At 69.0% G+C, this 26,735-nt stretch carries 27 protein-coding genes; 12 read left to right on the top strand and 15 right to left on the bottom strand.

Annotated features, from left to right (window positions below):
* Positions 1 to 166: 166 nt before the first annotated feature.
* The gene (locus H9L17_RS02255; protein WP_187570759.1) at positions 167 to 982 is read right to left on the bottom strand and encodes a glycine zipper 2TM domain-containing protein; all 816 of its coding nucleotides are present in this window, start codon (positions 980 to 982) and stop codon (positions 167 to 169) included.
* A 155-nt stretch (positions 983 to 1,137) separates the two neighbouring features.
* Here H9L17_RS02255 and H9L17_RS02260 point away from each other — a divergent pair, with 155 nt between their 5' ends.
* Together H9L17_RS02260 and H9L17_RS02265 are read left to right on the top strand one after the other, a co-directional pair.
* On the top strand, positions 1,138 to 1,362 hold the full coding sequence (locus tag H9L17_RS02260; protein WP_187570760.1) for a DUF6116 family protein: 225 nt from the start codon (positions 1,138 to 1,140) through the stop codon (positions 1,360 to 1,362).
* A 7-nt stretch (positions 1,363 to 1,369) separates the two neighbouring features.
* Positions 1,370 to 2,128, top strand: coding sequence for a TatD family hydrolase (locus tag H9L17_RS02265; protein ID WP_187571821.1), 759 nt, complete (start codon positions 1,370 to 1,372; stop codon positions 2,126 to 2,128).
* Between the two features lie 144 nt (positions 2,129 to 2,272).
* Here the strand turns inward: H9L17_RS02265 and H9L17_RS02270 are convergent, their stop codons facing one another.
* The gene (locus tag H9L17_RS02270; protein WP_187570761.1) at positions 2,273 to 3,079 is read right to left on the bottom strand and encodes a tRNA threonylcarbamoyladenosine dehydratase; all 807 of its coding nucleotides are present in this window, start codon (positions 3,077 to 3,079) and stop codon (positions 2,273 to 2,275) included.
* A gap of 218 nt (positions 3,080 to 3,297) precedes the next feature.
* On the opposite strand from H9L17_RS02270, the gene phaR reads away from it, so the two are divergent.
* A complete protein-coding gene (phaR, locus tag H9L17_RS02275) occupies positions 3,298 to 3,792 on the top strand; it encodes a polyhydroxyalkanoate synthesis repressor PhaR (RefSeq protein ID WP_187570762.1) in 495 nt (164 codons plus the stop codon).
* 29 nt (positions 3,793 to 3,821) lie between these two features.
* On the opposite strand, the gene H9L17_RS02280 is transcribed toward phaR, so the two are convergent.
* Together H9L17_RS02280 and H9L17_RS02285 are read right to left on the bottom strand one after the other, a co-directional pair.
* Positions 3,822 to 4,217: a hypothetical protein gene (locus H9L17_RS02280; RefSeq protein ID WP_187570763.1), complete on the bottom strand. Its 396-nt coding sequence runs from the start codon at positions 4,215 to 4,217 to the stop codon at positions 3,822 to 3,824.
* On the bottom strand, positions 4,214 to 5,734 hold the full coding sequence (locus tag H9L17_RS02285; RefSeq protein ID WP_187570764.1) for a fumarate hydratase: 1,521 nt from the start codon (positions 5,732 to 5,734) through the stop codon (positions 4,214 to 4,216). The genes H9L17_RS02280 and H9L17_RS02285 overlap by 4 nt, the downstream gene beginning before the upstream one ends.
* 70 nt (positions 5,735 to 5,804) lie before the next feature.
* On the opposite strand from H9L17_RS02285, the gene H9L17_RS02290 reads away from it, so the two are divergent.
* Entirely contained in the window at positions 5,805 to 7,658 is a 1,854-nt protein-coding gene (locus tag H9L17_RS02290) for an ABC transporter ATP-binding protein (protein ID WP_187570765.1), read from the top strand.
* Between the two features lie 115 nt (positions 7,659 to 7,773).
* On the top strand, positions 7,774 to 8,943 hold the full coding sequence (locus H9L17_RS02295; protein ID WP_187570766.1) for a PQQ-dependent sugar dehydrogenase: 1,170 nt from the start codon (positions 7,774 to 7,776) through the stop codon (positions 8,941 to 8,943).
* A 19-nt stretch (positions 8,944 to 8,962) separates the two neighbouring features.
* On the opposite strand, the gene H9L17_RS02300 is transcribed toward H9L17_RS02295, so the two are convergent.
* Positions 8,963 to 9,505, bottom strand: coding sequence for a DUF488 domain-containing protein (locus H9L17_RS02300; RefSeq protein WP_187570767.1), 543 nt, complete (start codon positions 9,503 to 9,505; stop codon positions 8,963 to 8,965).
* A gap of 109 nt (positions 9,506 to 9,614) precedes the next feature.
* On the opposite strand from H9L17_RS02300, the gene H9L17_RS02305 reads away from it, so the two are divergent.
* Entirely contained in the window at positions 9,615 to 10,424 is an 810-nt protein-coding gene (locus H9L17_RS02305) for a ferredoxin--NADP reductase (RefSeq protein ID WP_187570768.1), read from the top strand.
* 92 nt (positions 10,425 to 10,516) lie between these two features.
* Here H9L17_RS02305 and H9L17_RS02310 read toward each other — a convergent pair whose 3' ends face one another.
* Together H9L17_RS02310 and H9L17_RS02315 are read right to left on the bottom strand one after the other, a co-directional pair.
* Complete coding sequence (locus H9L17_RS02310) at positions 10,517 to 10,921, bottom strand: hypothetical protein (RefSeq protein WP_187570769.1); 405 nt, start codon at positions 10,919 to 10,921, stop codon at positions 10,517 to 10,519.
* Positions 10,918 to 11,403 carry a glutathione peroxidase gene (locus tag H9L17_RS02315; RefSeq protein ID WP_187570770.1) on the bottom strand — a complete coding sequence of 162 codons (486 nt, stop codon included), beginning with the start codon at positions 11,401 to 11,403 and terminating at the stop codon, positions 10,918 to 10,920. Before H9L17_RS02315 ends, H9L17_RS02310 begins: the two co-directional genes overlap by 4 nt.
* Before the next feature lie 170 nt (positions 11,404 to 11,573).
* Here H9L17_RS02315 and H9L17_RS02320 point away from each other — a divergent pair, with 170 nt between their 5' ends.
* A complete protein-coding gene (locus H9L17_RS02320) occupies positions 11,574 to 13,727 on the top strand; it encodes a M3 family metallopeptidase (protein ID WP_425507436.1) in 2,154 nt (717 codons plus the stop codon).
* Between the two features lie 135 nt (positions 13,728 to 13,862).
* On the opposite strand, the gene dksA is transcribed toward H9L17_RS02320, so the two are convergent.
* Entirely contained in the window at positions 13,863 to 14,885 is a 1,023-nt protein-coding gene (dksA, locus tag H9L17_RS02325; RefSeq protein WP_187570772.1) for an RNA polymerase-binding protein DksA, read from the bottom strand.
* Between the two features lie 122 nt (positions 14,886 to 15,007).
* Between dksA and yidD the strand changes: the two genes are divergently transcribed.
* Genes yidD through H9L17_RS02340 form a run of 3 tightly spaced genes read left to right on the top strand, consistent with a single transcriptional unit; the run spans position 15,008 to position 17,147 of the window.
* Positions 15,008 to 15,238, top strand: coding sequence for a membrane protein insertion efficiency factor YidD (gene yidD / locus H9L17_RS02330; RefSeq protein WP_187570773.1), 231 nt, complete (start codon positions 15,008 to 15,010; stop codon positions 15,236 to 15,238).
* Positions 15,235 to 16,581, top strand: a complete 1,347-nt coding sequence (locus H9L17_RS02335) for a dihydroorotase (protein WP_187570774.1) — start codon at positions 15,235 to 15,237, stop codon at positions 16,579 to 16,581. The genes yidD and H9L17_RS02335 overlap by 4 nt, the downstream gene beginning before the upstream one ends.
* Complete coding sequence (locus tag H9L17_RS02340; protein ID WP_187570775.1) at positions 16,581 to 17,147, top strand: hypothetical protein; 567 nt, start codon at positions 16,581 to 16,583, stop codon at positions 17,145 to 17,147. Before H9L17_RS02335 ends, H9L17_RS02340 begins: the two co-directional genes overlap by 1 nt.
* A gap of 1 nt (position 17,148) precedes the next feature.
* Here the strand turns inward: H9L17_RS02340 and folE2 are convergent, their stop codons facing one another.
* The 6 genes from folE2 to efp form a co-directional block, all read right to left on the bottom strand.
* On the bottom strand, positions 17,149 to 18,072 hold the full coding sequence (gene folE2 / locus H9L17_RS02345) for a GTP cyclohydrolase FolE2 (protein WP_187570776.1): 924 nt from the start codon (positions 18,070 to 18,072) through the stop codon (positions 17,149 to 17,151).
* Between the two features lie 101 nt (positions 18,073 to 18,173).
* Positions 18,174 to 18,842, bottom strand: coding sequence for an isoprenoid biosynthesis enzyme family protein (locus H9L17_RS02350; protein ID WP_187570777.1), 669 nt, complete (start codon positions 18,840 to 18,842; stop codon positions 18,174 to 18,176).
* Positions 18,843 to 18,985: 143 nt separating this feature from the next.
* The gene (gene gph / locus H9L17_RS02355; protein ID WP_187570778.1) at positions 18,986 to 19,654 is read right to left on the bottom strand and encodes a phosphoglycolate phosphatase; all 669 of its coding nucleotides are present in this window, start codon (positions 19,652 to 19,654) and stop codon (positions 18,986 to 18,988) included.
* Complete coding sequence (ubiG, locus tag H9L17_RS02360) at positions 19,651 to 20,376, bottom strand: bifunctional 2-polyprenyl-6-hydroxyphenol methylase/3-demethylubiquinol 3-O-methyltransferase UbiG (RefSeq protein WP_187570779.1); 726 nt, start codon at positions 20,374 to 20,376, stop codon at positions 19,651 to 19,653. Before ubiG ends, gph begins: the two co-directional genes overlap by 4 nt.
* Entirely contained in the window at positions 20,373 to 21,710 is a 1,338-nt protein-coding gene (locus H9L17_RS02365; protein ID WP_187570780.1) for a TRZ/ATZ family hydrolase, read from the bottom strand. The genes ubiG and H9L17_RS02365 overlap by 4 nt, the downstream gene beginning before the upstream one ends.
* 154 nt (positions 21,711 to 21,864) lie before the next feature.
* Complete coding sequence (gene efp / locus H9L17_RS02370) at positions 21,865 to 22,431, bottom strand: elongation factor P (RefSeq protein ID WP_187570781.1); 567 nt, start codon at positions 22,429 to 22,431, stop codon at positions 21,865 to 21,867.
* A gap of 90 nt (positions 22,432 to 22,521) precedes the next feature.
* Between efp and epmB the strand changes: the two genes are divergently transcribed.
* Entirely contained in the window at positions 22,522 to 23,562 is a 1,041-nt protein-coding gene (epmB, locus tag H9L17_RS02375) for an EF-P beta-lysylation protein EpmB (RefSeq protein ID WP_187570782.1), read from the top strand.
* A gap of 44 nt (positions 23,563 to 23,606) precedes the next feature.
* Positions 23,607 to 25,706 (top strand): EAL domain-containing protein, encoded by a 2,100-nt coding sequence (locus H9L17_RS02380; protein WP_187570783.1) that lies wholly within the window; start codon positions 23,607 to 23,609, stop codon positions 25,704 to 25,706.
* Positions 25,707 to 25,836: 130 nt separating this feature from the next.
* Here H9L17_RS02380 and htpX read toward each other — a convergent pair whose 3' ends face one another.
* A complete protein-coding gene (htpX, locus tag H9L17_RS02385; RefSeq protein ID WP_187570784.1) occupies positions 25,837 to 26,706 on the bottom strand; it encodes a protease HtpX in 870 nt (289 codons plus the stop codon).
* Positions 26,707 to 26,735 lie beyond the last annotated feature (29 nt).

The following is a 26,735-nucleotide window of genomic DNA, read 5'->3' on the forward strand; positions in this document are numbered from 1 at the left end:
GCGCAATCGGTACGTGCGTTTCGCCAAGAATCCGCATGCGGAACGCCGGCCTTTGCGCGAAAGCCTTGCGTTTCGCCGGCCCGGCCGGATGCCGCCCCCGCAAACGCGAACGGGGCCGGATCGCTCCGGCCCCGCCGCTTCGGATCGTGTCGGGAATCGGCGGCGTTCAGCGCACCGCGTTGGCCCCGACCGACGCGGTCTGGGTCACCACCTGGCCGTCAATGACCGGCAGGCGCGTGCCCGGCTTCTGGTCCATGCGCACGGTGTGCTGTTCGCCGTCCAGCTGGTAGGTCACGTCGTAACCGACGGTCTTGCTGCCGTCGCCCAGCGCGATGCGGCTGCCCGGCTTCTTCTCGGTGCGCATGCTGCCGGTGGTGCCGTCCGGGTTGCGGTAGGTCACGTTCCAGGCCACGGTGCGCGAGCTGGTGGAGGTGTTGCTGACGGTATGGCACTGGCGCTCGGTGCGCTCAACCACCTTGCCGCCGACGTGGTTCTTGTCGACCTTGTTGCCGATCATGCCGCCGGCCACGGCGCCGCCCACGGTGGCGAGCTTGCGGCCGTTGCCTTTGCCGATCTGGTTGCCGACCAAACCGCCGATGACCGCGCCGGCCACGGTGCCGCCGACGTTGCCGTCGCGCTCGGGCAGGCGCTCCTGCACCACCACGTCTTCGCAGACTTCGTGCGGTGAGGAGGTCGTGCTGGATTCGCGCACCGGCTCGGTGCCGATCACGGTGGCGTACAGCGGTTCGCGCTCGGTGATCGCCTTCACGTCCAGGACGTCGGCGTATTCCACCTTGCCCGAGGCCGGGATGGCGTTGTCGGCGGGCAGCGGCTCGCTGCCGTCGGCCGCGAGGGCCTGCTGGGCGGCGATGGGCGAAGGCGCCGCCGCCTTGTCGTGGCTGCGGCTGTTCATGTAGCCGGCGGTGGCGACGCCACCGACCAGCAGCGCGGCAAGCGCAATGGCAAGCGTGTTGTTCTTCATCGTTCTGCTCCCGCGTGAGTGGTTGGAGATCCCCTGTTCGGCACCGATTCCAGCACGACAAAGATGAATGGCCACCAAGCACGCCCGGCCTGCAAACAGGTTTGTTCAGTTTGGCGAACGCGATGTTCATGCCGCGTGCATGCTAGTTTTCCGGCATGGCCAATCCCCTGATCGCACCGCTGCTCCGCTGGCTCGGCAAGCTCAGCTTCCCGCGCCTGTTCCTGCTGTCCGCCGTGCTGTTCTTCCTCGACCTGCTGATCCCCGACTTCATTCCGTTCGCGGACGAAATCCTGCTCGGCCTGGGCACGCTGCTGCTGGCACGCTGGAAGAAGAAGCCAGACGCCGCCAAGCCGCCCATCGAAGGCGAAGTCCGGCGCTGACGTGCGCCTGATCGACAGCCACAGCCATTTCGACGCGCCGGAATTCGACGCCGACCGCGACGCCGTCCATGCGCGCGCGCTGGCGGCGGGCGTCGGCGTGCAGATCGTGCCGGCCGTCGATGCCGCCGGCTGGCCGAAGCTGAAAGCCGTCTGCGCGCAATTCCCCGGCCTGTTCGCCGCCTACGGGCTGCACCCAATGTACCTGGCCGAGCATCGACCGGAGCACCTGCGCGAACTGCGCGACTGGCTCGAGCGCGAGCGCCCGGTCGCGGTGGGCGAATGCGGGCTGGATTTCTTCGTCGAAGGCCTGGACGTCGAGGCGCAGCAGGCGTATTTCGACGGCCAGCTGCGGCTGGCGCGCGAGTTCGACCTGCCGGTGATCGTGCACGCGCGGCGCGCGGTGGACGCGGTGATCGCCTCGATCCGCAAGGTCGACGGCCTGCGCGGCGTGGTCCACAGCTTTTCCGGCAGCGCCGAGCAGGCCGCGCAGCTGCACAAGCTCGGCTTCCTGCTCGGGATCGGCGGACCGGTGACGTACGAGCGCGCGAACCGCCTGCGCCAGACCGTGGCGGCGATGCCGCTGGCGCAGCTGCTGCTGGAAACCGATTCGCCCGACCAGCCCGACGCGGCGCATCGCGGCGAGCGCAACGAGCCGGCGCATCTGGTCGAGGTGCTGGATGCTGTGGCGGAGCTGCGCGGCGTTTCGCGCGAAGCACTGGCGGCCGCGACCACGGCGAATGCGGAGCGCCTGTTCGGCCTCTCCTGATCTTCCTTCTCCGCTCGGGAGAAGGTGCCCCGAAGGGGCGGATGAGGGTTCGGGCGCATGCAATCTGCTGGCTGCCCCGAACCCGCACCCCGGCCAACCGGCTGGTATTCGCGGGCTCGCAGCTACGCGGCCCGGAACCCCCGCTCACCCCGAAGCAGGAGGCGCTTTCGCCTTCAACAGCATCTCCATCGCCTTCCCCACCGCCGCGAACGCGAACGCGCCGGTCACGTGCGTCGCCGCGCCGAGCCCCGCGCCGCAGTCCAGCTTCAGCGCTTCGTCCTTGCCCAGTTGCGGGCGCACGCCGCAGACGCTGCCGTCGGCCTGCGGGTAGCGCACGTTCTCCAGCGAATACACCGCCGGCACGCCGAAGTAGCGGTCGTGGTTCTTCGGGAAATTGAACTCGCCGCGCAGCTTCTTGCGGATCAGCGAGAGCATCGCGTCGTGCTCGGTGCGCGAGAGATCGCGCACGCGGATCTGGGTGACGTCGCTGCGCCCGCCGGCCGAGCCGACCGCGATGATGGGCTGCTTGCGGCGGCGGCAGTAGGCGATCATCTCGACCTTGCTGCGGAAACTGTCGCAGGCGTCCAGCACCAGATCCACCGGCGTTCCCAGCAGTTCGTCCAGGTTGGACGGCGTCAGGAACTGCGGCTTCAGGTCGAGGACGATGTGCGGGTTGATCGCCCGGCAGCGCTCCGCCATCGCCTCGATCTTGGCGCGGCCGTACTGGCCTTCGAGCGCCGGCAGCTGGCGGTTGGTGTTGGAGACGCACAGGTCGTCGGCGTCGATCAGGGTCAACTTGCCGATGCCGCTGCGGGCCAGCGCCTCCACCGCCCACGAGCCGACGCCGCCGATCCCGACCACGGTGACGTGGCAGGCCGACAGCCGCGCCAGTGCGCCGCTGCCGTACAGGCGGTCGATGCCGCCGAAGCGTTCTTTCAATGCCGTTTCCATCGCGCAAGTTTAATCGGGCCGGCACGCAGCCATTGCGAAAACCAAGCCCCCTGAGTCAGGAGGCGATGCGCGCCGCAGGCGCGGATGGGGTGTGGAAGATCGAATGGAATCCGGAATTTGCGCAGCGGATTTCGGCAACTCCCGCGCGCAGCGCGGGAGTTGCAACCCGTGCTGCGCTGCGCCATGCTGCCGGCAGCGCCGCTTAGAGTCCCTGCTCAATGTCCGCGATCCGCGTCATCAAGAAGTATCCGAACCGCCGCCTCTACGACACCGAAATCTCCAGCTACATCACCATCGAGGACGTGCGCCAGCTGATCGTCGACGGAGAATCCTTCGAGGTGCGCGACGCCAAGACCGGCGAGGACCTGACCCGGCAGGTGCTGCTGCAGATCATCACCGAGCACGAGCAGGACGGGCAGCCGATGCTGTCCACCCAGCTGCTGAGCCAGCTGATCCGCTTCTACGGCGACTCGCTGCAGGGCTTCATGGGCAACTACCTGGAACGCTCGATGCAGCTGTTCCTGGAACAGCAGCAGCAATTCCGCTCGCAGATGGGCGGCCTGCTCGGGCAGACACCGTGGGCGATGCTGAACCAGCTCACCGAGCGCAACATGGCGCTGTGGAAGGACTTCCAGCAGAACCTGGGCAACGGCCTCGGCAGCGCCACCGCGGCGCCGCAGGACAAGGACAAGGGCGCGCGCAAGCCGCGCTGACTCCTCGCCGCCCGCCTCGATTCCCTGCTTCAATCCCCGTAGAGCAACCAGCGGCGGGCCTGCGTCTCGCCGGAGAACGTGCGAATGACGATGCCGCGCTCGCGGCACAGGATCTCGCCGTATTCGCTGCCCTCGATGTCGTCCAGCAATTCGACGAAGGCGGTCCGCACCAGGCCCAATCCCGCTTGCTCCATCGCGTCGATGATCGGCCCGATTTCGCCGGTGTCCACGGTTTCCAGCAATTCCTCCAGCACCAGCAGGCGATCGGCGCCGCGCGCGCGGCACTCGTCGCCCAGCATCCGCCACATCGCAATCGACACCGCCTGCGAGTCTCGGCCGTCGAACACGTGCGCGCGCAGGTAGCCCTGTTCGTTCGTGTAGCGAACCTTGAAGCCGGGCCCGTCGACGACGACGGCGCTGCTCAAGCCAGCACCGCCAGCGGAATCTTGCCGATCTTCGCCTGCCATTCGCGCGGGCCGGTCTGGTGCACCGAGGTGCCGGTGCTGTCCACCGCCACCGTCACCGGCATGTCCTTGACCTCGAACTCGTAGATCGCCTCCATGCCGAGGTCGGCGAAGCCGACGACCTTCGCCGCGCGGATCGCCTTCGACACCAGGTAGGCCGAGCCGCCGACCGCCATCATGTACACCGACTGGTGCTTCCTGATCGCCTCCAGCGCCGCCGGGCCGCGTTCGGCCTTGCCGATCATGCCCAGCAGGCCGGTCTGCGCCAGCACCTGCTCGGTGAACTTGTCCATGCGGGTGGCGGTGGTCGGGCCGGCGGGGCCGACGACTTCGTCGCGCACCGGATCGACCGGACCGACGTAGTAGATGAAGCGGCCGGCCAGATCGACCGGCAGCGGCTCGCCCTTGTTGAGCATGTCCACGATGCGCTTGTGGGCGGCGTCGCGGCCGGTCAGCATCCTGCCGTTGAGCAGCAGCACTTCGCCCGGCTTGAAGGTGGCGACCTCGTCCTTCGTGATCGTGTCCAGGTTCACCCGGCGCGCGTTCTGCGGGCTGTAGGTGAGCCTGGGCCAGTCGTCCAGCGACGGCGGCTCCAGCGCCACCGGGCCGCTGCCGTCGAGGGTGAAATGCGCGTGGCGGGTCGCCGCGCAGTTCGGAATCATCGCCACCGGCAGGTTGGCGGCGTGGGTCGGGAAGTCCTTGATCTTCACGTCCAGCACGGTGGTCAGGCCGCCCAGCCCCTGCGCGCCGATGCCCAGCGCATTGACCTTCTCGAACAGTTCGATGCGCAGTTCCTCGACGCGGTTTTGCGGGCCGCGCGCAATGAGATCCTGGATGTCGATCTCCTCCATCAGCGACTCCTTCGCCAGCAGCATCGCCTTCTCGGCGGTGCCACCGATGCCGATGCCGAGCATGCCCGGCGGGCACCAGCCCGCGCCCATCGTCGGCACGGTCTTGAGCACCCAATCGACGATGGAGTCGGACGGGTTGAGCATCGCGAACTTGGACTTCGCCTCCGAGCCGCCGCCCTTGGCCGCCACGATCACGTCGAGCCTGTCGCCCGGCACGATCTTGACGTTGACGACGCAGGGCGTGTTGTCCCTGGTGTTGATGCGCTTGCCGGCGGGATCGGCCAGCACGCTGGCGCGCAGCTTGTTGTCCGGGTCGTTGTAGGCGCGGCGCACGCCTTCGTTGACGGCGTCTTCCAGCGAACCGGTGAAGCCTTCCCAGCGCACGTCCATGCCGACGTCGAGGAAGACGGTGACGATGCCGGTGTCCTGACAGATCGGGCGATGCCCTTCCGCGCACATCCGCGAATTGATCAGGATCTGCGCCATCGCGTCCTTCGCGGCGGGCGATTCCTCGCGCTCCCAGGCGGCGGCGAGGCTCTTGATGTAATCGACCGGGTGGTAGTAGCTGATGTACTGCAACGCGTCGGCGACGGACTGGATCAGATCTTCCTGCTTGATGGCGGTCACGGATTCGGTGTTCTGGCGGGAGAGGCTGGGGGTATTTTAAGGCCAGCCGCCCCCATCGACCGAACGCACGATGCCGCCACCCCTTCCGCAACCCCGGCTCGACCTGCGCCAGCGCTTCGACGCCATGCGCAACATCCCGCCGTTCCTGCGCGAGATCTGGAACACCAGCAAGGCACTGACCACAGCCACCATCGGCCTGCGGCTGGTGCGCGCCTTCCTGCCCATCGCCACGCTGTACGTCGGCAAGCTCATCATCGACGAGGCGATCCGGCTGATCGGCCTGGGCGTGGCACACGAACTGCCCGCCGCATGGCATGCCGGCCAGCTCGACCACCTGCTCCTGCTGCTCGGCGCCGAGTTCGCTCTGGCGATCGGCTCCGACCTGCTCGGCCGGCTGACCGGCTACGTCGATGCGGTGCTGTCGGAGCTGTTCACCAACGCCACCAGCATCCGGCTGATGGAACACGCGGCGCTGCTCGACCTCGAAGACTTCGAGGACGCCGACCTGCAGGACAAGCTGGAGCGCGCGCGCCGGCAGACGGTGGGGCGGATGAACCTGCTCAGCCAGCTATTCGGGCAGGCGCAGGACGCGATCACGGTGGTCAGTTTCGCGGTCGGCCTGCTGGCTTATGCGCCGTGGCTGATGGCGCTACTGGCGATCGCGCTGGTGCCGGCCTTCGTCGGCGAGGCGCACTTCAATGCGCTGAACTATTCGCTCAACTTCCAGTGGACGCCGGAGCGCCGCCAGCTGGAATACCTGCGGCAGATGGGCGCCAGCGTGGAGACGGCGAAAGAGGTCAAGATCTTCAACCTCAACCGCTTTTTCATCGAGCGCTTTCGCACGCTGTCGCGGAAGTTCTTCGAGGCCAACAGGAAGCTGGCCGGCAAGCGAGCATTCTGGGGCACGCTGCTGGCCGCGCTCGGCACGCTGGGCTATTACGTCGCCTACGCCTACATCGCCTGGCGCACGGTGCGCGGCGATTTCTCCATCGGCGACCTGACCTTCCTCGCCGGCAGCTTCCGCCGCCTGCGCCAGCTGCTGGAAAGCCTGTTGAGCGGCTTCTCGCAGGTCGCCGGACAGGCGCTGTATCTGGACGACCTGTATTCGTTCTTCGAGATCGAGCCGGAAATCGCCAGCAAACCCGACGCCGTGCCGGTGCCCGCGCCGATCCGTCGCGGCTTCGTGTTCGAGAACGTCGGCTTCCGCTATGAAGGCAGCGAGCGCTGGGCGCTGCGCGGGCTGTCGTTCGAACTGCACGCGGGCGAAGTGCTGGCGCTGGTCGGCGAAAACGGGGCCGGCAAGACCACGCTGGTGAAGCTGCTGGCGCGGCTGTACGACCCGGACGAGGGCCGCATCCTGCTGGACGGACGCGACCTGCGCGATTACGACCTCGACGACCTGCGCGCCAGCATCGGCGTGATCTTCCAGGACTTCGTGCGCTACCACCTGACCGCGGCGGAGAACATCGGCGTCGGCCAGATCGACGCGATGGACGACCGCGCGCGGATCGAACGCGCCGCGCGCAAGGGCATGGCGGACGAGGTGGTCGCATCCTTGCCGAAGGGGTTCGACCAGGTGATCGGCAAGCGCTTCAAGGACGGCGTGGACCTGTCCGGCGGCCAGTGGCAGAAAATCGCGATCGCCCGCGCCTACATGCGCGACGCGCAGGTGATGATCCTCGACGAGCCTACCGCCGCGCTGGACGCGCGCAGCGAGTTCGAGGTGTTCGAGCGCTTCAAGGAACTGTCCGAGGGCAAGACCGCCGTGCTGATCAGCCACCGCTTCAGCAGCGTGCGCATGGCCGACCGCATCCTGGTGCTGGCCGACGGCAAGGTGGAAGCCAGCGGCACTCACGAGCAATTGATGGCGCAGGGCGGACGCTACGCGGAGCTGTTCGAGTTGCAGGCGGCCGGCTACCGTTGAGCCCTCCTACCGTCATTCTCGCGAAGGCGGGAATCCGGCGTTTGATTTTTCAACGACAAGAGCAACGGCTGGATTCCCGCCTTCGCGGGAATGACGCCATGAAGGAGCGACCACCATGCGTCACATTCCCCGAATTCTCTTTTGCCTCGCATTCCCGCTGGCGCTGAACGCCTGCGCCCGCCCCGCGCCCGCCGCGGGAACGGCCGCGCCGCAGACGGAAGCCTCGAAGGCCGGCGAATTGCGCATCGAAACCGTCGCCACCGGGCTGGACCATCCGTGGGCGGTGGCGCTGCTGCCGGACGGCGGCTTTCTCGTCACCGAACGCCCCGGCCGGCTGCGGCGGATTTCCGCCGACGGCCAGGTTTCCCCACCGCTTGCCGGAGTGCCGGCGGTATTCGCCGAAGGCCAGGGCGGGCTGCTGGACGTGGCGCTCGATCCCGGCTTCGCCGGCAACAAGCGCATCTGGCTGAGCTACGCCGAGCCGGGCGAGGACGGCACCGCCGGCACCGCGGCGGCCACCTCCACGCTGGGCGACGCGGGGCTGTCCGACCTGCGCGTGGTCTATCGGCAGACGCCCAAGCTGAAGGGGCCGAACCACTTCGGCTCGCGCATCGCCTTCGACGGCAAAGGCCACGTTTTCATCAGCCAGGGCGAGCGCAACCAGAAGGAACTGGCGCAGGACCTGGAGGTGTTGCAGGGCAAGCTGGTGCGGTTGAATCTCGACGGCACCCTGCCCGCCGACAACCCGTTCGCCGACGGCGCGGGCGTTCGCCGCGCGATCTGGAGCTACGGCCACCGCAACATGCAGGGGCTGGCGGTCGATCCCCGCACCGGCCGGCTGTGGCAGAGCGAGCATGGCCCGCGCGGCGGCGACGAGATCAACCGGCCCGAAGCCGGGAAAAACTACGGCTGGCCGGTCATCAGCGACGGCATGGACTATTTGACCAACCGCCCCTACCCGGAAACCCACGGCCGCGAGGCGCCGGGCATGGAGCGCCCGTACCACGTCTGGCCGAAGTCGCCGGCGCTGTCCGGCATGGCCTTCCTGGTGGGCCACCCGGACAGCGCCTGGAACGACAGCCTGCTGCTGGGCGCGCTGGCCGGCCAGAGCCTGATCCGGCTGACGCTGGACGGCGAGCGGATCGTGTCCGAGGAACGCCTGCTCACCGATCTGGGCAGCCGCATCCGCGACGTGCGCGTCGGCAAGGACGGCAAGGTCTACGTGCTGACCGACGAGCGCGACGGCAAGCTGCTGCGGCTGGTGCCGCCCGCCGCCGCGAAGTGACCGCCGCCGCAGGCCTGCCTTACAGCAGCGTGCCCTGCGGCCCTGGATAGCGCAGCACGCCGTCCACCATCAGCGCATCCGGGTTGAGGGCGTGCTGCTCGGCCTTGCCCGCCGCCATCAGGTGCAGCACCGTCCAGCCGCGCGCGGTGAAATCGTCGGCAATCAGGCGACGATGGCAGCGCCACCACAGCGCCTCCGCGCACATCACGCAGGTGCGCTCGACCCGCGCGGTCGCCATCAGCGCCTCGCGCGCGGCGACGTACTCGGGATCGGCCAGGTAGTCGGCATAGGCGCGGAACGCCTCGACCCGCCATGCCGTGTTGGGCGAGTCCGGCAGTGGCTTGCGGCGTCCGCCCAGCGCCGGCAGCGGCCAGTAGCGGATGCCGGCCTCGGCCAGCGCCTGCGGCATCGCGTCGCGCGAGAACTGCGGGTTGCGGCGCGAACCGGCGAAGCGGCGCACGTCGGCCAGCACCTGGATGCCGGCCCCGTCCAGCATCGCCACGAATTCCGCCCATGGCCGGGTGGAGTGGCCGATGGTCCAGAGCGTGCCGGTGGCGTCCATCCGCGCATGATGCCGCAAGCCGCATCAACGCCCCGGTTTTGCTCCGGATCAAACGCCATGCTGCGCCGCCGCGTAAAATAGGCGGCTACACGGAACAGCCCCCACACGCATGGCCTCGCCCTTCGGCACCGAAACGGTGCTCGACGTCCGCCACTGGACGGACGCCTACTTCAGCTTCACCACCACCCGCGACGACGGCTTCCGTTTCGACAACGGCCAGTTCGTGATGATCGGGCTGGAGGTCGAGCAGCCCGACGGCAGCCGCAAGCCGCTGATGCGCGCCTATTCCATCGCCAGCGCGAACTGGGAGGAGCAGCTGGAGTTCTTCAGCATCAAGGTGGCCGAGGGCCCGCTGACCTCGCGCCTGCAGCACATCCGGCCCGGCGACACCATCCTGATCGGCCGCAAGCCCACCGGCACCCTGCTGATCTCGGACCTGCACGCCGGCCGCAACCTGTACCTGCTGTCCACTGGCACCGGGCTGGCGCCGTGGCTGTCGGTGATCAAGGACCCGGAAACCTGGGAGCGCTTCGAGCGCGTGATCCTCTGCCACGGCGTGCGCGGCGCGGAGGACCTGGCCTACCGCGACTACATCGAGCGCGAGCTGCCCAACCACGAACTGCTGGGCGAGATGATCCGCGACCGCCTGCTGTACTACCCGACGGTTTCGCGCGAGGCGTTCGAGCACAACGGCCGCGATCACCGCGGCCGCATCACCGACCACCTCGACCAGGGCCGCATCGCCGGCGCGCTGGGCATCGAGGCGCTGGACCCGGCCTTCGATCGCGCGATGATCTGCGGCAGCCCGCAGATGCTGGCCGATTTCCGCGCCATCCTCGACGCGCGCGGCTTCACCGCCTCGCCGCGCATCGGCACCGCCGGCGAATACGTGTTCGAACGCGCGTTCGTCGAAAAATAAGAAACCGCCACCCGCACGCCTACGCATCGGCGCCGCCGGCGTGTCGTGTTCGAGCGCGCTCGTGGAGAAGTGACGGCCGCCGCCGCGTCAGCCTAGCCGCCGCCGTAGCTCAGCCACAGCCGCGCGTCGCTCTCGTTGGTGAACATGCGGATTCGGTAGCCCCGCTCCAGCGCCAGCAGCTCGACGTATTCGATCCGAGATACTTGATCCGTGCGGCCCTCGACGTAGGCGATCCGCACATGCTCCAGCCCGAGGGTGCCCACGCTGTCAAAGAAGCGCACGAGATCCTCGTCGCTCATCACCTCGCCGGGAAGCGCATCCAGCACCAGCAATTGCTCGGCGCCATAGGCGTTCGCCCGCTCCGAAATGCGCAGCCAGTATTCGCGGGTGGTTTCCAGGGTGGTCTCGGCCTCGCCCCGCAGGTGCACCGTCAGCAGCGGCGGCCGGAAGTCGAACTCCAGCCGGTAGCCGTCGCCCGACAGCACCTCGGCGGTCATGCCAGGGCCTTCTCGATGTCGCGCGCCAGCGATTCCGGCTTGTCGGTGGGCGCATAGCGCCTGATCACCCGGCCGTCGCGGCCGACCAGGAACTTGGTGAAGTTCCACTTGATCGCGTCGATGCCCAGCAGGCCGCCCTTCTCGGACTTGAGCCATTTCCACAGCGGATGCGCGCCGGCCCCGTTCACCTCGACCTTGGCGAACATCGGGAAGGTCACGTCGTAGGTCAGCGAGCAGAAATTGCGGATCTCGTCCGCGTCGCCCGGCTCCTGATGGCCGAACTGGTCACAGGGGAAGCCCAGCACCACCAACCCGCGGTCGCCGTAATCGCGCCAGAGCTGCTCCAGCCCGGCGTACTGCGGGGTGAAGCCGCACTTGCTGGCCACGTTGACGATCAGCAGCGCCTTGCCGCGCCATTGCGACAGCGGCTGCGGCGTGCCGTCCAGGCCGGCGGCCTCGAATTCGTATGCGGTGTCGGACATGGGAAGCCGCTGCTCCTCGGGAACGCATTCCAGCCTATCCGCAAACAACGCGAAAACAAGCGCGGATCGACCAGCGGGCCGGCCATGGCCTCCTGCACATCCCCCTCCGCCGCCCATGCGCTACCCTTGCCGCTGCCTTCCGGACCACCGAGACCCGCATGAACCGACCCATCGCCTGCGCGCTTGCGCTCGCCATCGCCGCCAGCCTGGGCGGCAACGCCGCCCAAGCCGCGCAGAAGAAGCAGGAGGCTTCGATGACTACCGCCTACAGCGGCCCGTTCGCCGCACCCAGCACGCTGGACCTGAACTACCCGCAGTTCGACAGGATCAAGGACAGCGACTTCGGTCCCGCTTTCGACGCCGGCATGGCCCAGCAGCTGAAGGAAATCGACGCGATCGCCAACGATCCGGCGCAGCCGACCTTCCAGAACACCATCGTGGCGATGGAAAAGAGCGGCCAGGTGCTGAGCCGCGCCACCAGCGTGTTCTTCAACCTGGTCGGCACCGACAAGAACGACGCCCGCGAGAAGCTCGAAACCGACTACGCGCCGAAGTTCTCCGCCCACAGCGACGCCATCGCGCTGAATCCGAAGCTGTTCGCGCGGATCAAGGCGCTGTACGACGCCCGCGACACCCTCGGCCTGGATCCGGTGGACCGCCGCCTGCTGGAGAAGCGCTACCAGGACTTCGTCCGCGCCGGCGCCGCGCTGACCGACGCGCAGAAGGCGCGCGTGCGCGCGATCAACACCGAGCTGTCCAAGCTCGGCACCCAGTTCGACCAGAACGTGCTGGCCGAGGTGAACGACTCCGCCGTGGTGGTGGACAACGCCGCCGCGCTCAAGGGCTTCAGCGACGAGCAGATCGCCGCCGCGGCCGAAGCCGCCAAGGCCCGCAAGCTGGAGGGCAAGTACGTGATCGCCCTGCTCAACACCACCGGCCAGCCGGCCGAAACGCAGCTGGAGGACCGCGCCCTGCGCGAGCGCATCCACGAGGCGTCGGTGGCGCGCGGCAGCCGCGGCAACAAGTTCGACAACACCGCCATCATCTCGCAGGTGCTCAAGCTGCGCGCCGAACGCGCCGCGCTGCTGGGCTACGACACCTACGCCAACTACGTGCTGGCCGACGAGACCGCCGCCAACCAGGACAACGTCAACGCCATGCTGCGCCAGCTGGCGCCCAAGGCGGTGGCCAACGCCCGCCGCGAGGGCGCCGACCTGCAGGCGATGATCGACGCCGACCAGCAGGCCAAGGGCCAGCCGTCGTTCCAGTTGCAGCCGTGGGACTGGTCGTACTACAGCGAGAAGGTGCGCGCCGCGAAGTACAGCTTCGACGAGAGCCAGCTCAAGCCGTACTTCGAGATGAAGAACGTGCTGGAGAACGGCGTGTTCTATGCCGCCAACAAGCTGTACGGGATCAGCTTCAAGGAGCGCACCGACCTGCCGAAGTACCACCCGGACACGTGGACCTACGACGTGTTCGACAAGGACGGCAAGCGCCTCGCCATCTTCATCTGGGACCCGTACGCGCGCGCCTCCAAGCGCGGCGGCGCGTGGATGAACACCTACGTGGCGCAGGCCGCGCTGACCGGCGAGAAGCCGGTCGTCGCCAACCACCTCAACATCCCCAAGCCGTCCGCCGGCAAGCCCACGCTGCTGACCTGGGACGAGGTCACCACCGCGTTCCACGAGTTCGGCCACGCGCTGCACGGCTTCTTCCAGGACGTGCGCTACCCGTACTTCTCGATGAACGTGCCGCGCGACTTCGTCGAATACCCGTCGCAGGTCAACGAGATGTGGGCCGACTGGCCGGAAGTGCTGGCGCACTACGCCAGGCACTACCAGACCGGCGAGGCGATGCCGCAGGCGCTGCTGGACAAGGTGATCGCGGCGTCGAAGTTCAACCAGGGCTTCGCCACCACCGAATACCTGGAAGCGGCGATGCTCGACCAGCGCCTGCACCAGCTGCCGATGGACAGGATCCCCGCCGCCTCCGGCGTGATGGCGTTCGAGGCCGACGCGCTGAAGGCCGACGGCTTCGACTACGCGCCGGTGCCGCCGCGCTACCGCACGCCCTACTTCAGCCACATCATGGGCGGCTACGCGGCCGGCTACTACGCCTACATCTGGTCGGAAGTGCTGGCGGCGAACACCTCGAAGTACATCCGCGAGCACGGCGGCCTGAGCCTGGAGAACGGCGACCACCTGCGCGCCAAGGTGCTGGCGCCGGGCGGCGAGATCGAGCCCGGCAAGCTGTTCCCCAACTTCGCCGGTTACGAAGCGAAGATCGAGCCGCTGCTGGAGCAGCGCGGGCTGGACAGCAAGTAAGCCCCGCCGCATCGCGGTTTCGACGGCGCCCCTTCGGGGGCGCTGTTCGTTTCGGCCTGCGCGCGCACCGATCCGCGTCCACGAAAAAGCCCCGCCTGAGCGGGGCTTTCCGTTTCGAGGCGAAGCCGCGGGAGTTCAGTCGCCCATCAACTTCTGCGAATGCTCCCAGCGTTCCTGCGCGTCGATGGTGCGCTCCGCGGTCAGGCGGGCCTCCATGCGGTCCAGGCCGATCTCCTCGCCGGTGTCGACGCAAAAACCGTACTCGCCGCTGTCCACGCGCTTGAGCGTGCTGTCGATCTTGCCGATCAGCTTGCGGTAGCGGTCGCGGGTGCGCAGTTCCAGCGAGTTCTCGGTCTCGCGGGTGGCGCGCTCGGCCTCGTCGCCGATGTCGCGCACTTCTTCCTTCAGGTTCTCGATGGTCTGCTTGGACTCTTCGACCAGGTCCGCGCGCCATTGCAGCAGCCGCTGGCGGAAATATTCCAGCTGCAGCGGATTCATGTATTCCTCGTCCGCCGACGGCTTGTAGCCGGCCGGCAGGATCGGGCGACCGGTGGCTTCGTCCACCTGATACGGCACGACCTTGTGCTTGCCCTTCGGCGCGGACTGGCCTTCGGACTTCTTCTTCACCGCTACCATCACCTTCCCTTCTTTCTTGACCGCGACCGGCGCCGGCTTCGCTGCCGGCGGGGCCACGGGCTTCTGTGCGTCTTTCTTGGGGGCCGCCGGCGCGACCTTGGCCGCCTTCTGCGGCTCCGGCGCGGGGACGGTCTTCTTCGTCGTGTCCTTGGCCTTCGCCACGACCGCCGGCTGCTTGGCCGGCTGCTTCGCGGGCGCGGGCTTCTTCGTCGCGGTCGCGGCCTTGGCCACGGGCTTCGCGGCCGGTTTTGCGACCGGCGCGGATTTCTTCGCCGCCGGCTTGGCGGCCGGCTTGGGCGCGGGCTTCTTCGGCGCCGGCTTGGCCGCCTTCTTGGCGACGACCTTCTTCGCCACCGCCGCCTTCTTCACGACGGCGGCCTTCTTCGCCGGAACGGCCTTTTTCGCCGCGACCGGCTTCTTGGCCGCGGGCTTGGCGGCCTTCTTGGCGGGAGCCGGCTTCTTCGCCGGGGCGACCTTCTTGGCCGGCTTGGCGGCCTTCTTGGCGGGTTTCTTCGCTGCCACGTCCAGGTATTCCTTCGTTTTCCCTTGAGGCGGGAAGGCGCGCTGTTATACCCTGCTACGCGCAAGGCGGCAACCGCGCAGGACTTGCCCGGCTCGCCGCCTCCCTGCCCCGTGATCGGTCCGTGATCGACAGACTCCTCATCGCGCTGCTGCGCGGCTACAAGCGCTGGATCAGCCCCCTGCTGGGGACGCGCTGCCGGTTCGTCCCGACGTGCTCGGAATACGCGATGGAAGCCATCGGCCGCTTCGGCGCGCTCAAGGGCAGCTGGCTGGCGGTCCGCCGCATCGGCCGCTGCCATCCCCTCCACCCCGGCGGGCACGACCCCGTGCCGCCCGCACAGGACTCCCCATGACTTCCACCCTGATCGTCAACGCCCGGCTGGTCAACGAAGGCCGCGAATTCGACGGCGACCTGCGCTTCGCCGATGGCCGCATCGAATTGATCGGCGACGGCCTCGCCGCGAAGCCCGGCGAAACCGTCATCGACGCCAACGGCCGCCGCCTGCTGCCCGGCATGATCGACGACCAGGTGCATTTCCGCGAACCGGGCATGGAATACAAGGCCGACATCGCCACCGAATCCGCGGCGGCTGTGGCCGGCGGCCTGACCAGCTTCATGGACATGCCGAACACCCGGCCGCCGACGCTGGACAGCGCGGCGCTGGAGGACAAGTACCGTCGCGCCGCCGGCCGCGCCTGGGGCAACTACGGCTTCTACCATGGCGCCAGCAACGACAACCTGGAAGCGATCCGCGCGCTCGATCCGAAGGCCGCGCCCGGCATCAAGGTGTTCATGGGCGCATCCACCGGCAACATGCTGGTGGACGACCCGGCCACGCTGGACGCGATCTTCCGCGACACGCCGGTGCCGATCATCACCCACTGCGAAGACACCCCGATGATCGACGCCACCCTCGCCGAATACCGGGCGAAGTACGGCGACGACATCCCGGTGGAATGCCACCCGGACATCCGCTCGCGCGAGGCCTGCATCAAGTCCACCCGCCTCGCGCTGGAGCTGGCGCGCCGCCACGGCACCCGCCTGCACGTGCTGCACATCAGCACCGCCGACGAACTGGCGCTGTTCGAGAAGGGCCCGCTGATCCGCGCCGACGGCAGCCGCAAGCAGATCACCGCCGAGACCTGCGTGCACTTCCTGCACTTCGCCCGCCCCGACTACGCGCGCCTCGGCAACTTCATCAAGTGCAACCCGGCGATCAAGGACGTGAGCGACCGCGACGCCATCATCCGCGCGCTGGCCGACGACGTGCTGGACGTGCTCGCCACCGACCACGCGCCGCACACGCTGGAAGAGAAGAACAAGCCGTACATCGACGCGCCCAGCGGCCTGCCGCTGGTGCAGTATGCGTTGAACCTGGCGCTGGAGAAGGTGCACGATGGCCTGCTGACCACCGCGCAGGTGGTGCAGAAGTTCGCCCATGCGCCGGCGCAGCTGTTCGACGTCGAACGGCGCGGCTTCCTGCGCGAAGGCTACGCCGCCGATCTGGTGCTGGTGGAGGACACGCCGTTCACCGTGCAACGCTCCGACGTGCTGAGCAAATGCGGCTGGTCGCCGTTCGAGGGCATGACCTTCCGCTCGCGGATCGCCTCCACCTGGGTCAACGGCGTGCTGGCCTGGGACGGCGAGAAGCTGGTCGGCGCGCCGCAGGGACAGCGGCTGACGTTCGACCGCTGATGCGCCGCGCGGCATTGCTGCTGTTCTGGCTCGCGGCGGCAAGCGGCGGCGCCGGCCAGGCAATCGCGGCCGAAGACAAGGCGCTTGCCGATGCCGCGCAACCCCGCGATGAAGTTGCGCGCTTCCTCGGCAGCGTCTCGAAGCTGGCGGGCCCGAACCGGCTGCGCACCTTGCTGGAACTCTACGATCAGGCCCCGACTCTCAAACCGCTGACGTATCCCAAGACGCTGGTATTCACGCCGGTCGCGGAGTTGGCGGAGCGCACGGGCATCTCCTCAGTCGAATACGGCACATACGCCGTCGACGGCTTCCTCGCCATCCTTCCCACGGCAACATGCGTGCGATTCGACCGGATGCTCGAGCAGGCAGGTCTGCGCCCCCTGCCCGGAACGGTCCCGGCATCGCTCGTCCAGCACGGCCCGACGCCCGATGGCGTCGTCTGGTACTACAAGGCAAGCGGCCGGATTGCCGGTGCGGAAGCGGATGCCTTCGCGACGAACCTGACCATGCCTTGCCTGGCCGGATTGAAGATCGGCCCGCCCGAACAGGCGCGCAAGGGCGATTGAGTCAGGCGTTCCTGCCGCTGACGCTGGCCACGGCGTCGTGCGGGTGCAGGCTCTCGAAGTGGGCCACCCGCGCGCTCCAAGCGGCGACGCGCGCGTCGGCGGCGAGCACCGACGCCACCCGGCGCGCGGCATCCTCGCAGAACATCAGGTTGGCGGCGTTGGCGAGCGCGAACGCCTGCTCGTCCTCGCGCTTCACCGCCGTCTGCACGGGCGTGCCCAGCGCGGTTTCCAGCGCGTCCGCCAGCGAGGCCAGCGGCAATTCGTCGAACGCCGGGCGCAGTTCCACGCGGATCTCGGCGCGGCTGCGCTGCGCGTGCGGGGTGGCGGCCAGGCCGCGACCGCTTTCCAGCCAGTCGCGCACGCTCGCGGTCGGCACGCTCGCGGCGTCGCCGAAGTCGCCGGCGAAGCGCTGCGCGTTGGCCTGGCGCGACAGCGCGGCGGAGGCCGGACAGGTGCTGGAGTATTCGACCGAGAACGCCAGCGTCAGCCGCAGGTGGCCGTCGGCCAGTTCGGCCTCCACCTCGACCGGATAGCGCTTCCAGCCGGCGTTGTCGCTGAGCAGCGCCTTGCGCAGCAGCAGGTGTTCGTAGCGCAGGCGCAGCCGCGCGCGCGTCGCCAGCCCGTTCTGCGAGGCGATGCAGGCGTCCAGCAGCCGGCGCAGCGACGGCGCGCCCAGCGTCTCGTTGGCCAGGCCCTGCTGCAGTTGCAGGTACAGGCGCGACATGTGGATGCCGCGCGCGGCGGCGTCGCCCAGATCCACCGCCACGTCGACGCTGGCGGGCGTCAGCAGCGGCTGGCCGGCGTCGCCGGCGAGGCGGATCGGCAGCGCCATGCCGTCCATGCCCACCCAGTCCAGCGGGCGCGCCAGCGCGACCGCGTCGAAGGCGACATCGGGCAGCGCGGCCGGGGAGAAGCTCTTGTGCATTGCGACATTGTACCGGCACCGGCGCGCGCGCCCGCGCAACAGTCCGGTGCATTGCCGGGCCGGTTCATTTCCGGCCGGCGCGGCGCCTTGGCGCGCGAGCCTCAACCGCGGGCGGCGCGCCAGGCGGCGAACAGAACCGCCGGCGGCGGCATCGGCCCCGAACGGCCACGGGACAGGCGGCGCAGGCGGCCGTGCACCAGCGCTGCATGGAGGCGCTCCGGGCGCGCGCCGTCTCGCAGCGGGGGCAGCGCCAGCAGGCTGGATACGTCGGTTCCGGCGGCCGGTATCCCGCGCTCCGGCAGGCGCAGCACCCACTCGGCCAGCAGCGCGTCGGCCATCGCCAGCGCGGACGCGGGCGCCGCATCGAACAATTCCGCCGAGACCGCCGACACCGCAGCGGCGAACGGTTCCAGCCCGCGCAGCGCCGCCGCGCGATCGCCCTCGGGATGGCGGCTGGCGCGCAGCGCCGGGATGGCGTCGGCCAGCATCCGCCAGTCGGCAGGCTGCTTCTGCAAGGCCAGCCCCAGCGGATGCCGGCGCGCGCCGCGCGACCAGCCGGCCAGTTCCTCCTCCCACCAGCCCAGCTTGGCCGCGCCGGGCGTCGGGTCTTCGCCGCCCCAGGCGGCCTCGGCCAGCTCGCCGCGCAGGGCCAGCCAGGCGCGCGCGCGCTGGCGCTGCGCCGCCGGCAGGAACACCTCGGCCACGGCCCATTCCGGCCACTGCGCCTGCCATTTGGCGAGAAAACTGTCGAGGGAAGCGCTGTCGGTCATGGGGAAATTGTAGGCGGAGGGTGGCTGCGGGCTGTCGGGCATCCATTCGGCAGCGCCGCGCGCGCCGGAGCGAGGCGCGTTCGATGCCCCATGCAACGAAAGCCGGCGCGATGCGTACGGGATCGGAGCGAAGCTTGCGCCGCTCAGGGCATCGCGATTCCATCGAGCAGCGCGCGCGCCGTCTCCGCCATCGCATCGCCGCCCCACCCGGCCGGATCGTCGCCGTCCGGGCGATAGCCCCACAACGCCACCACCGAACGCATGCCGGCGGCGCGGGCGGCGTCGATGTCGCGCTGGTCGTCGCCCACGTAGACGCAGTCGGCGATGGCGGTCTCCAGCGCCTGCGCCGCGTGCAGCAGCGGCAGCGGATGCGGCTTGCGCTGCGGCAGGGTGTCGCCGCCGATCAGGACGGCGCAGCGCGCATCCCAGCCGAGCGCGGGCACGATCTGCTTCGCCAGATATTCCGGCTTGTTGGTGACGATGCCCCAGCGGCTGCCGGCGGCCTCGATGGCATCCAGCAGTTCGGCCACGCCGTCGAACAGGACGCTGTGCCTGCCCAGCTCCTGTTCGTAGGTGTCGAGGAACTCGCGGATCAGCTCCGGCGGGACGTCGCCGCCCAGTTCGGGAAACGCCGCCGCGCTCATCGCCCGCGAGCCTTTCGATACGTGCGGGCGCAGCTCGGCCAGCGGCATCACGCCCTGCCCACGCGCGGCGCGCATCCGATTGACGGTGGCGGCCATGTCCGGCGCGCTGTCGAGCAGGGTGCCGTCGAGGTCGAACAGCATCAGCTTCGGAAACGTCGGCGCGCTCATTCCGGCTTGCGCGCGCAGGCCAGATAGTTCACGTCGGTGCGGCGCACGATCCGCGCGCGGTTGCGCCACGGTTGGTACATCAGCCCGCTGACGTCCTCCAGCTCCAGCCCGGCGTCGCGCAGCAGGCGCGCCAGTTCCGACGGCTTGATGAAGTCGCGGTACTGGTGGGTGCCCTTGGGCAACAGGCGGGCGACGTATTCCGCGCCGACGATCGCCAGCGCGAACGCCGCCGGGGTGCGGTTCAGCGTCGAGAGGAACAGGCGTCCGCCGGGCTTCAGCAGCGTCGCGCAGGCACGGACGATGGAGGCCGGATCGGGGACGTGCTCCAGCATCTCCATGCAGGTGACGGCATCGAACGAGGCCGGCGCTTCCCCGGCCAGCGCTTCCACCGGCATCTGCCGGTATTCGACCTTGATGCCGGGCTGTTGCTGGGAGAGCTCGAGGCCGTGCAGGCGCGCCACCTTCAGCAGGTTCGGCGCGAGGTCGATGGCGGTCACCTGCGCGCCCGACTTCGCCAGCGCCTCGCTGAGCAGGCCGCCGCCGCAGCCCACGTCCAGCACCCTGGCGTCGCGCAGCGTCGTGCGCTCGGCCACGTAGCCCAGCCGCGCGGGATTCAGCGCGTGCAGCGCCTTCTGCGGGCCGTCCGGATCCCACCAGCGCTGGGCGAGGTCGTCGAACTTGTCGAGTTCGGCCTGGGAATAGTTGCCTGCTTCCGCGTTCATGCCCGCACCTTCGCGATCCGTTCGCGCCACTGCCGCGCATTGGCGACAATGGCGTCGATGTCCATGTCCACCAGCGCGCGTTCGCGCAGCTTGCGCACGCCGGCGATCCACACGTCGCTGACCTGCTGGCGGCCGGCCGCGTAGACGAGCTGCGAGGCGACGTGGTGCAACGGCTGGGTTTCGAGCGCCGACAGATCGACGCAGACCAGGTCGGCCTGCTTGCCGATTTCAATGCTGCCGATGCGGTCGTCGAAGCCCAGCGCCTTCGCGCCGCCCAGCGTGGCCGCGCGCAGCGCCTCAAACGCGGAGAAGCCGGCCGCGTCGTTGGCGACCGCCTTGCCCAGCAGTGCGGCGGTACGCGTCTCGCCGAACATGTCGAGGTCGTTGTTGCTGGCGCAGCCGTCGGTGCCGATGGCGAGGTTCACCCCGGCCTTCAGCAGCGCGCATGCCGGGCAGAAGCCCGAGGCCAGCTTGAGGTTGGATTCCGGGCAGTGCACCACGCTGACGCCGCGCTCGGCGCAGAGGTGGATTTCGGCATCAAGGAGCTGGGTCATGTGCACCGCGATCAGGCGGTCGTTGACCAGCCCGAGGCGATCCAGCCGCGCCAGCGGGCGCTGGCCGTGCAGCTTGATCGAATCCGCCACTTCCTGCGCGGTCTCGTGGGTGTGCAGATGCACCGGCACGTCGAGCTGGTCGGACAGCATCCGCACGCGCTCGAAGTTGGCGTCGTTGACCGTGTACGGCGCGTGCGGGGCGAACGCGGTGCCGACCAGCGGATCGCCGCGCCAGGCATCGTGCAGTTCGCAGGCGCGGTCGAAGTATTCGTCGTCGGTCTTCGCCCACGCGCTGGGGAAATCGATGATCACCGCGCCGACCCGCGCGCGGAAGCCGTGCTTCCTGTAGACGGCGGCCTGCACGTCGGGGAAGAAGTAGTTCTCGTTGGCGCAGGTGGTGCCCCCGCGCAGCATCTCGGCGATCGACAGCGTCATGCCGTCGGCCACGAACTCCGGCCCGATCACCGCCGCTTCCACCGGCCAGATGTGCTCGCGCAGCCAGGTCATCAGCGGCAGGTCGTCGGCGACGCCGCGCAGCAGCGTCATCGGGTTGTGGGTGTGGGCGTTGACGAGGCCGGGGATCAGCGCGGCGTCGGGGCGCGAGACGGTTTCCTTCGCGGCGAAGCGCGCGCGCGCCTCACTGATGGGCAGCACCGCGACGATGCGATCCCCGGAAACGGCGACGGCGTGATCCTCGAGGACCACGCCGTGCGGGACGACCGGCACCACCCAGCCGGCTTCGATGATCAGATCGCAGGACTGCGAAGTACTTTCCGTCATGGCTTTGCTCTTCTCCCTCCCTTGTGCCGCAGGCGCAGGGGAGGGTTGGGGAGGGGTGCTTTTCGGTGCCCTTGCCGCGCCCGATCCAGGGCAAGATCAACAGCACCCCACCCTAGCCCTCCCCTGCGCCTGCGGCGCAAGGGAGGGAACAGGATCACTTCACGCGCGAAACGTACTCGCCGCTGCGGGTATCGACCTTGATGACTTCATCCTGGCCGACGAACAGCGGCACGCGCACCACCGCGCCCGTTTCCAGCGTGGCCGGCTTGCCGCCGGTACCGGCGGTGTCGCCCTTCACGCCCGGATCGGTCTCGACGATCTTCAGTTCGACGAAGTTCGGCGGCGTCACCTGGATCGGGTTGCCGTTGAACAGGGTGACCACGCAGTCTTCCTCGCCCTTGATCCACTTGGCAGCATCGCCGACGCCGGCCTTGTCGGCCTGCACCTGCTCGAAGGTTTCCTGGTTCATGAAGTGCCAGTACTCGCCATCGTTGTACAGGTACTGCATGTCGGTATCGACCACGTCGGCGGCTTCCACCGAGTCGGTGGACTTCATGGTGATTTCCTGCACGCGGCCGGTGCGGATCTGGCGGTAGCGCACGCGGGTGAAGGCCTGGCCCTTGCCCGGCTTCACGTAATCGGTTTCGAAGATGACCGCAGGCTCGTTGTTGACCAGGATTTTCTGGCCGGATTTGACGTCGTTCATGCCGAGGGTGGCCATGGATACTCCTTGGGGCCACCCGGCAGGGCGGCTAAACTGTGGGTTTCCGAGGGTTCCGGCGCGGCCGGAACGGTGTGTTTGCAGCCCGACATGATACCCGCAGCCCCCACCCCCTTGCAGCACTCCGAGCCGCGCCGCTGGCAGGCGCTGTGGCGCGATGCCGTGCGCGACCCGCGCGAGCTGCTGGCCCTGCTCGGGCTGGAATCGCTGGCCGACGGCCTGTCCGACGCCGCCGCGGCGCAGTTCCCGCTGCGGGTGCCGCGCGGCTTCGTCGCCCGCATGCACTACGGCGACCCTGCCGATCCGCTGCTGCGGCAGGTGCTGCCGGTGCTGGACGAAGAGCGCCTCGTCCCCGGCTTCGGCCTGGATGCGGTGGGCGACGCGGCGGCCCGGCGCGGCGGCGGCGTCATCCACAAGTACAACGGCCGCGCCCTGCTGATCGCCACCGGCAGCTGCGCGGTGAACTGCCGCTACTGCTTCCGCCGCCACTATCCCTATGCCGACGACATTGCCGCCGCTGCCGGCTGGCGCGAAGCGGTGGCGCTGATCGCGGGCGACGCCTCGATCCACGAGGTGATCCTGTCCGGCGGCGACCCGCTGTCGCTGGCCGAGCACAAGCTGGCCGAGCTGACCGACGCCCTCCGCGCCATCCCGCACGTCCGCCGCCTGCGCATCCACACCCGCCTGCCGATCGTGCTGCCCGAGCGCGTCGACGCCGGCCTGCTGGACTGGCTGCGCGGCCTGCCGTGGCCGGTCGCGCTGGTCGTCCACGCTAACCACGCCAACGAGTTCGATGCGTCCGTCGATGCGGCGATGGCGGCGCTGCGCGCGGCGGGGGTCACCCTACTCAACCAGGCGGTGCTGCTGCGCGGCGTCAACGACTCGGTCGAGGCGCTGGCCAATTTGTGCGAACGCGGTCACGAAGCCGGTGTGCTGCCCTACTACCTGCACCAGCTCGACCGCGTCGCCGGCGCGGCGCATTTCGAGGTGGACGACGCCGAAGCGCTGGCCCTGCACGCCGCGCTGGCGGCGCGCCTGCCGGGCTACCTGGTGCCGAAGCTGGTGCGCGAAATCGCCGGCCAGCCCGGCAAGACGCCGCTGGCGCAGGCGTCTACAGCCGCGACGGGATGATGGTGTAGCCTGTCCGCAACACCGCTGCAAGACCGTTTCCACGCATGGCCACAGGCAAAGACATCGCACTGCGACTGATGCTGGTCGCCGACCTCGTCAACGAAGCCGAAGCCCTGGTCAGCCGGCTGCGCAACGCCGGCACCGCGGTGCGCCCGCTGCGCCCGGAATCGCTGGACGAACTGGTGGACATGCTGGCCCGGCAGCCGGTGGACATGGTGGTGGCCGACTACGCCTCGGCGCTGCTGCCGTTCGAGCAGGTGGCGAAGGCGGTGATGGGCTGCGGCCGCGACGTGTCGCTGCTGGCCACGCTGGACGGCGTCACCGACGACATCCTCGAGAACGTGCAGGCGCTGGGCGCGCAGGCGGTGGCGCTGCGCGACCGCCCGCAGCAGTTCCTCAAGACCGTGCACGCCGAATGGCAGGCGCTGGAGTCGCGCCGCTCGCAGCGCCGGCTGGAAGCGCAGATGCGCGAGACCCAGCGCCGCTGCGACATGCTGATCGACTCCTCGCGCGAGCCCATCGCCTACATCCACGAGGGCATGCACATCCGCGCCAACCAGGCCTACCTGGAGATGTTCGGCTTCGAGTCGTTCGAGGATATCGAGGGCATGTCGCTGCTGGACCTGGTCGCGCCGGGCGACGTCACCGCGTTCAAGGCGCTGCTCAAGAGCCTGTCCAAGGGCGAGGAAGCGCCGCCGCGCTACGAGCTGACCGCGCACGACATCGACGGCAACGAGTTCCCGGCGGTGATGGAGTTCACCGCCGCGCAGTACCAGGGCGAGCACTGCCAGCAGGTGATCTTCCGCCACCAGGCCGCCGAGGTGGACCCGGAGCTGGCGCGCGAGGTCGAGGAACTGCGCCAGCGCGACCAGAGCACCGGCCTGCTCAACCGCCCCACCTTCCTGCGCGTGCTGGAGGACGCGGTGGCCGAGGCCGCCCAGCGTCAGGCCCAGTACGGCCTGCTGCTGCTGGAGCCGGACAACTACCAGCGCATCCTCCACGAGATCGGGCTGGACTGCGCCGACGACCTGCTGGCCGCCATCGCCGAATGCATCCGCCAGGTGGTCGGCGACCAGCTCGCCGACGGCAGCGCGCACGCCGCGCGCTTCAGCGAACACAGCTTCGCGGTGCTGGCGCGCGGCGACCACACCCAGACCGCCCGCCTGGCCGAGCGCATCCTCGCCGCGTTCGCCGCGCGGGTGTTCGAGGTCGGCGGCAGCTCCAGCACGATCACCGCCAGTATTGGTGGTGTGCAGATCGGCGAGAAGATCGCCAGCGTCACCCAGGTGCTGGCGAAGGCCAGCCAGTGCGTGCAGTCCTCGCTGGGCGTGGGCGGCAACCACGCCGAGGTGTTCGACCCCAGCGCCACCGACCGCGCCGAGGAGGAACGCATCCAGGCCTGGGTGGAGCGCCTGCACGATGCGCTGGACAACGACCGCTTCCTGCTCCACTACCAGCCGATCATCCACCTGCTGGGCGAACCGCGGGCGATGTACGAGACCTACCTGCGGCTGGACACCGGCACCGGCGAGACTGTGACCCCGATGAGCTTCCTGCACATCGCCGAGGAACATGGCCTGCTGGGCCGGATCGACCGCTGGGTGATCGGCCACGCCATCGAAAAGCTGGGCGAGCGCAAGCGCGCCGGCAAGCCGGTGACGCTGCTGGTCAAGGTCACCCAGGCTTCGCTGCTGGACGGCAGCCTGCCCGCCTTCATCGGCGAACAGCTGGCCGCGCACGGCGTGGACGGCGGCTCGCTGCTGGTGCAGGTGCCGGAATCCAAGGTATTCATCAACCTGCGTGCGGCGCAGGACTTCGCCGCCGCCATCGGCAAGCATGGCTGCAAGCTGGTGCTGGAGCAGTTCGGCGCGGGGCTGGATTCGTTCCAGCTGCTGTCCCATTTCACGCCCGGCTACGTCAAGATCGACCGCAGCTTCATGGAAGACCTGGCGAAGAACGCGGCCAACCAGAACCGCGTGCGCGAGCTGTCGCAGAAGGCGCGCGACCTCGGCATCCTGACCATCGCCGAGTTCGTGCAGGACGCGGCCAGCATGAGCATCCTGTTCATGCAGGGACTCGACTACGCGGAAGGCAACTTCCTGGCGGTGGCCGGCCCGGACATGAACTACGACTTCGACACCTGACGCATCGCCATACGCGCGAAGCTTTTTCGACGCGGATCGACGCGGAAGACGCGGATCAAGACGTTGGAATCGGCTCCATCCGCGTCGATCCGCGCCCAATGCCCTTCTTGCAGGCCGTCCTGCCTGCGCCTCAGCCGCCCTGCCGCAGCGCGGCGATGCGCTCCTCCAGCGGCGGATGGCTCATCAGCAGCCGCTGCAGGCCGTGCCCCACCCCGCCGCTGATGCCGAACGCCGCCACCTGCTTGGGCAGGGTGCTGGCGCCGTGCATCTGCGCCAGCCGTTCCAGCGCCGCCACCATCTTCTGGCGGCCGGCCAGCGCCGCGCCGCCGGCGTCGGCGCGGAACTCGCGGTGGCGCGAGAACCACATCGCGATCATCGAGGCGAACAGCCCGAACACCATCTCCAGCACGAACACGATGATGTAGTAGCCGAAGCCCGGCCCGCCGCTGTCGCGGTTGCCGCCGATCGCCCCGTCCACCACGCGGCCGACCACGCGCGCCAGCACGATCACGAAGGTGTTGAGCACGCCCTGCAGCAGCGCCATCGTCACCATGTCGCCGTTGGCGACGTGGCTGACCTCGTGGCCCAGCACGGCCTCGGCCTCGTCGCGGTTCATCGCCCGCAGCAGGCCGGTGGACACCGCCACCAGCGCGTTGTTGCGGTTGGCGCCAGTGGCGAAGGCGTTGATTTCCGGCGCGTCGTAGATGGCGACCTCGGGCATGCCGATGCCGGCCGCCTCGGCCTGCCGGCGCACGGTCGCCAGCAGCCACTGCTCGGCCTCGTTGCGCGGCTGCTCGATGACGCGGGCGCCGGTGGTGCGCTTGGCGATCCACTTCGACATCAGCAGCGAGACGATCGAGCCGCCGAAGCCGAACAGCGCCGCCATCACCAGCAGCCCGTTGAACTGCTGCGGGTTCACCCCGAGGATGGACATCACGATGCTGACCAGCGCCAGCACCGCCAGGTTGGTCGCAAGGAACAAGGACACGCGCTTGAACATGGACAATTCCGCCGTTGCGTCGCCGCGCC

It is taken from the genome of Thermomonas brevis (genome assembly GCF_014395425.1).
GTDB classification, from domain to species: Bacteria; Pseudomonadota; Gammaproteobacteria; order Xanthomonadales; family Xanthomonadaceae; genus Thermomonas; species Thermomonas brevis.

Excerpts from the sequence above, each read along its gene's own strand:
- folE2 (WP_187570776.1), bottom strand. The coding sequence starts at position 18,072 with ATGCACAAGAGCTTCTCCCCGGCCGCGCTGCCCGATGTCGCCTTCGAC.
- H9L17_RS02335 (WP_187570774.1), top strand. The coding sequence starts at position 15,235 with ATGACTTCCACCCTGATCGTCAACGCCCGGCTGGTCAACGAAGGCCGC.
- H9L17_RS02365 (WP_187570780.1), bottom strand. The coding sequence starts at position 21,710 with ATGACGGAAAGTACTTCGCAGTCCTGCGATCTGATCATCGAAGCCGGC.
- H9L17_RS02310 (WP_187570769.1), bottom strand. The coding sequence starts at position 10,921 with ATGACCGCCGAGGTGCTGTCGGGCGACGGCTACCGGCTGGAGTTCGAC.
- efp (WP_187570781.1), bottom strand. The coding sequence starts at position 22,431 with ATGGCCACCCTCGGCATGAACGACGTCAAATCCGGCCAGAAAATCCTG.
- H9L17_RS02350 (WP_187570777.1), bottom strand. The coding sequence starts at position 18,842 with ATGACCGACAGCGCTTCCCTCGACAGTTTTCTCGCCAAATGGCAGGCG.
- H9L17_RS02315 (WP_187570770.1), bottom strand. The coding sequence starts at position 11,403 with ATGTCCGACACCGCATACGAATTCGAGGCCGCCGGCCTGGACGGCACG.
- gph (WP_187570778.1), bottom strand. The coding sequence starts at position 19,654 with ATGAGCGCGCCGACGTTTCCGAAGCTGATGCTGTTCGACCTCGACGGC.
- phaR (WP_187570762.1), top strand. The coding sequence starts at position 3,298 with ATGTCCGCGATCCGCGTCATCAAGAAGTATCCGAACCGCCGCCTCTAC.
- H9L17_RS02300 (WP_187570767.1), bottom strand. The coding sequence starts at position 9,505 with ATGGACGCCACCGGCACGCTCTGGACCATCGGCCACTCCACCCGGCCA.
- H9L17_RS02305 (WP_187570768.1), top strand. The coding sequence starts at position 9,615 with ATGGCCTCGCCCTTCGGCACCGAAACGGTGCTCGACGTCCGCCACTGG.
- H9L17_RS02270 (WP_187570761.1), bottom strand. The coding sequence starts at position 3,079 with ATGGAAACGGCATTGAAAGAACGCTTCGGCGGCATCGACCGCCTGTAC.
- H9L17_RS02255 (WP_187570759.1), bottom strand. The coding sequence starts at position 982 with ATGAAGAACAACACGCTTGCCATTGCGCTTGCCGCGCTGCTGGTCGGT.
- H9L17_RS02260 (WP_187570760.1), top strand. The coding sequence starts at position 1,138 with ATGGCCAATCCCCTGATCGCACCGCTGCTCCGCTGGCTCGGCAAGCTC.
- H9L17_RS02340 (WP_187570775.1), top strand. The coding sequence starts at position 16,581 with ATGCGCCGCGCGGCATTGCTGCTGTTCTGGCTCGCGGCGGCAAGCGGC.
- htpX (WP_187570784.1), bottom strand. The coding sequence starts at position 26,706 with ATGTTCAAGCGCGTGTCCTTGTTCCTTGCGACCAACCTGGCGGTGCTG.
- H9L17_RS02295 (WP_187570766.1), top strand. The coding sequence starts at position 7,774 with ATGCGTCACATTCCCCGAATTCTCTTTTGCCTCGCATTCCCGCTGGCG.
- H9L17_RS02290 (WP_187570765.1), top strand. The coding sequence starts at position 5,805 with ATGCCGCCACCCCTTCCGCAACCCCGGCTCGACCTGCGCCAGCGCTTC.
- ubiG (WP_187570779.1), bottom strand. The coding sequence starts at position 20,376 with ATGAACGCGGAAGCAGGCAACTATTCCCAGGCCGAACTCGACAAGTTC.
- epmB (WP_187570782.1), top strand. The coding sequence starts at position 22,522 with ATGATACCCGCAGCCCCCACCCCCTTGCAGCACTCCGAGCCGCGCCGC.
- H9L17_RS02380 (WP_187570783.1), top strand. The coding sequence starts at position 23,607 with ATGGCCACAGGCAAAGACATCGCACTGCGACTGATGCTGGTCGCCGAC.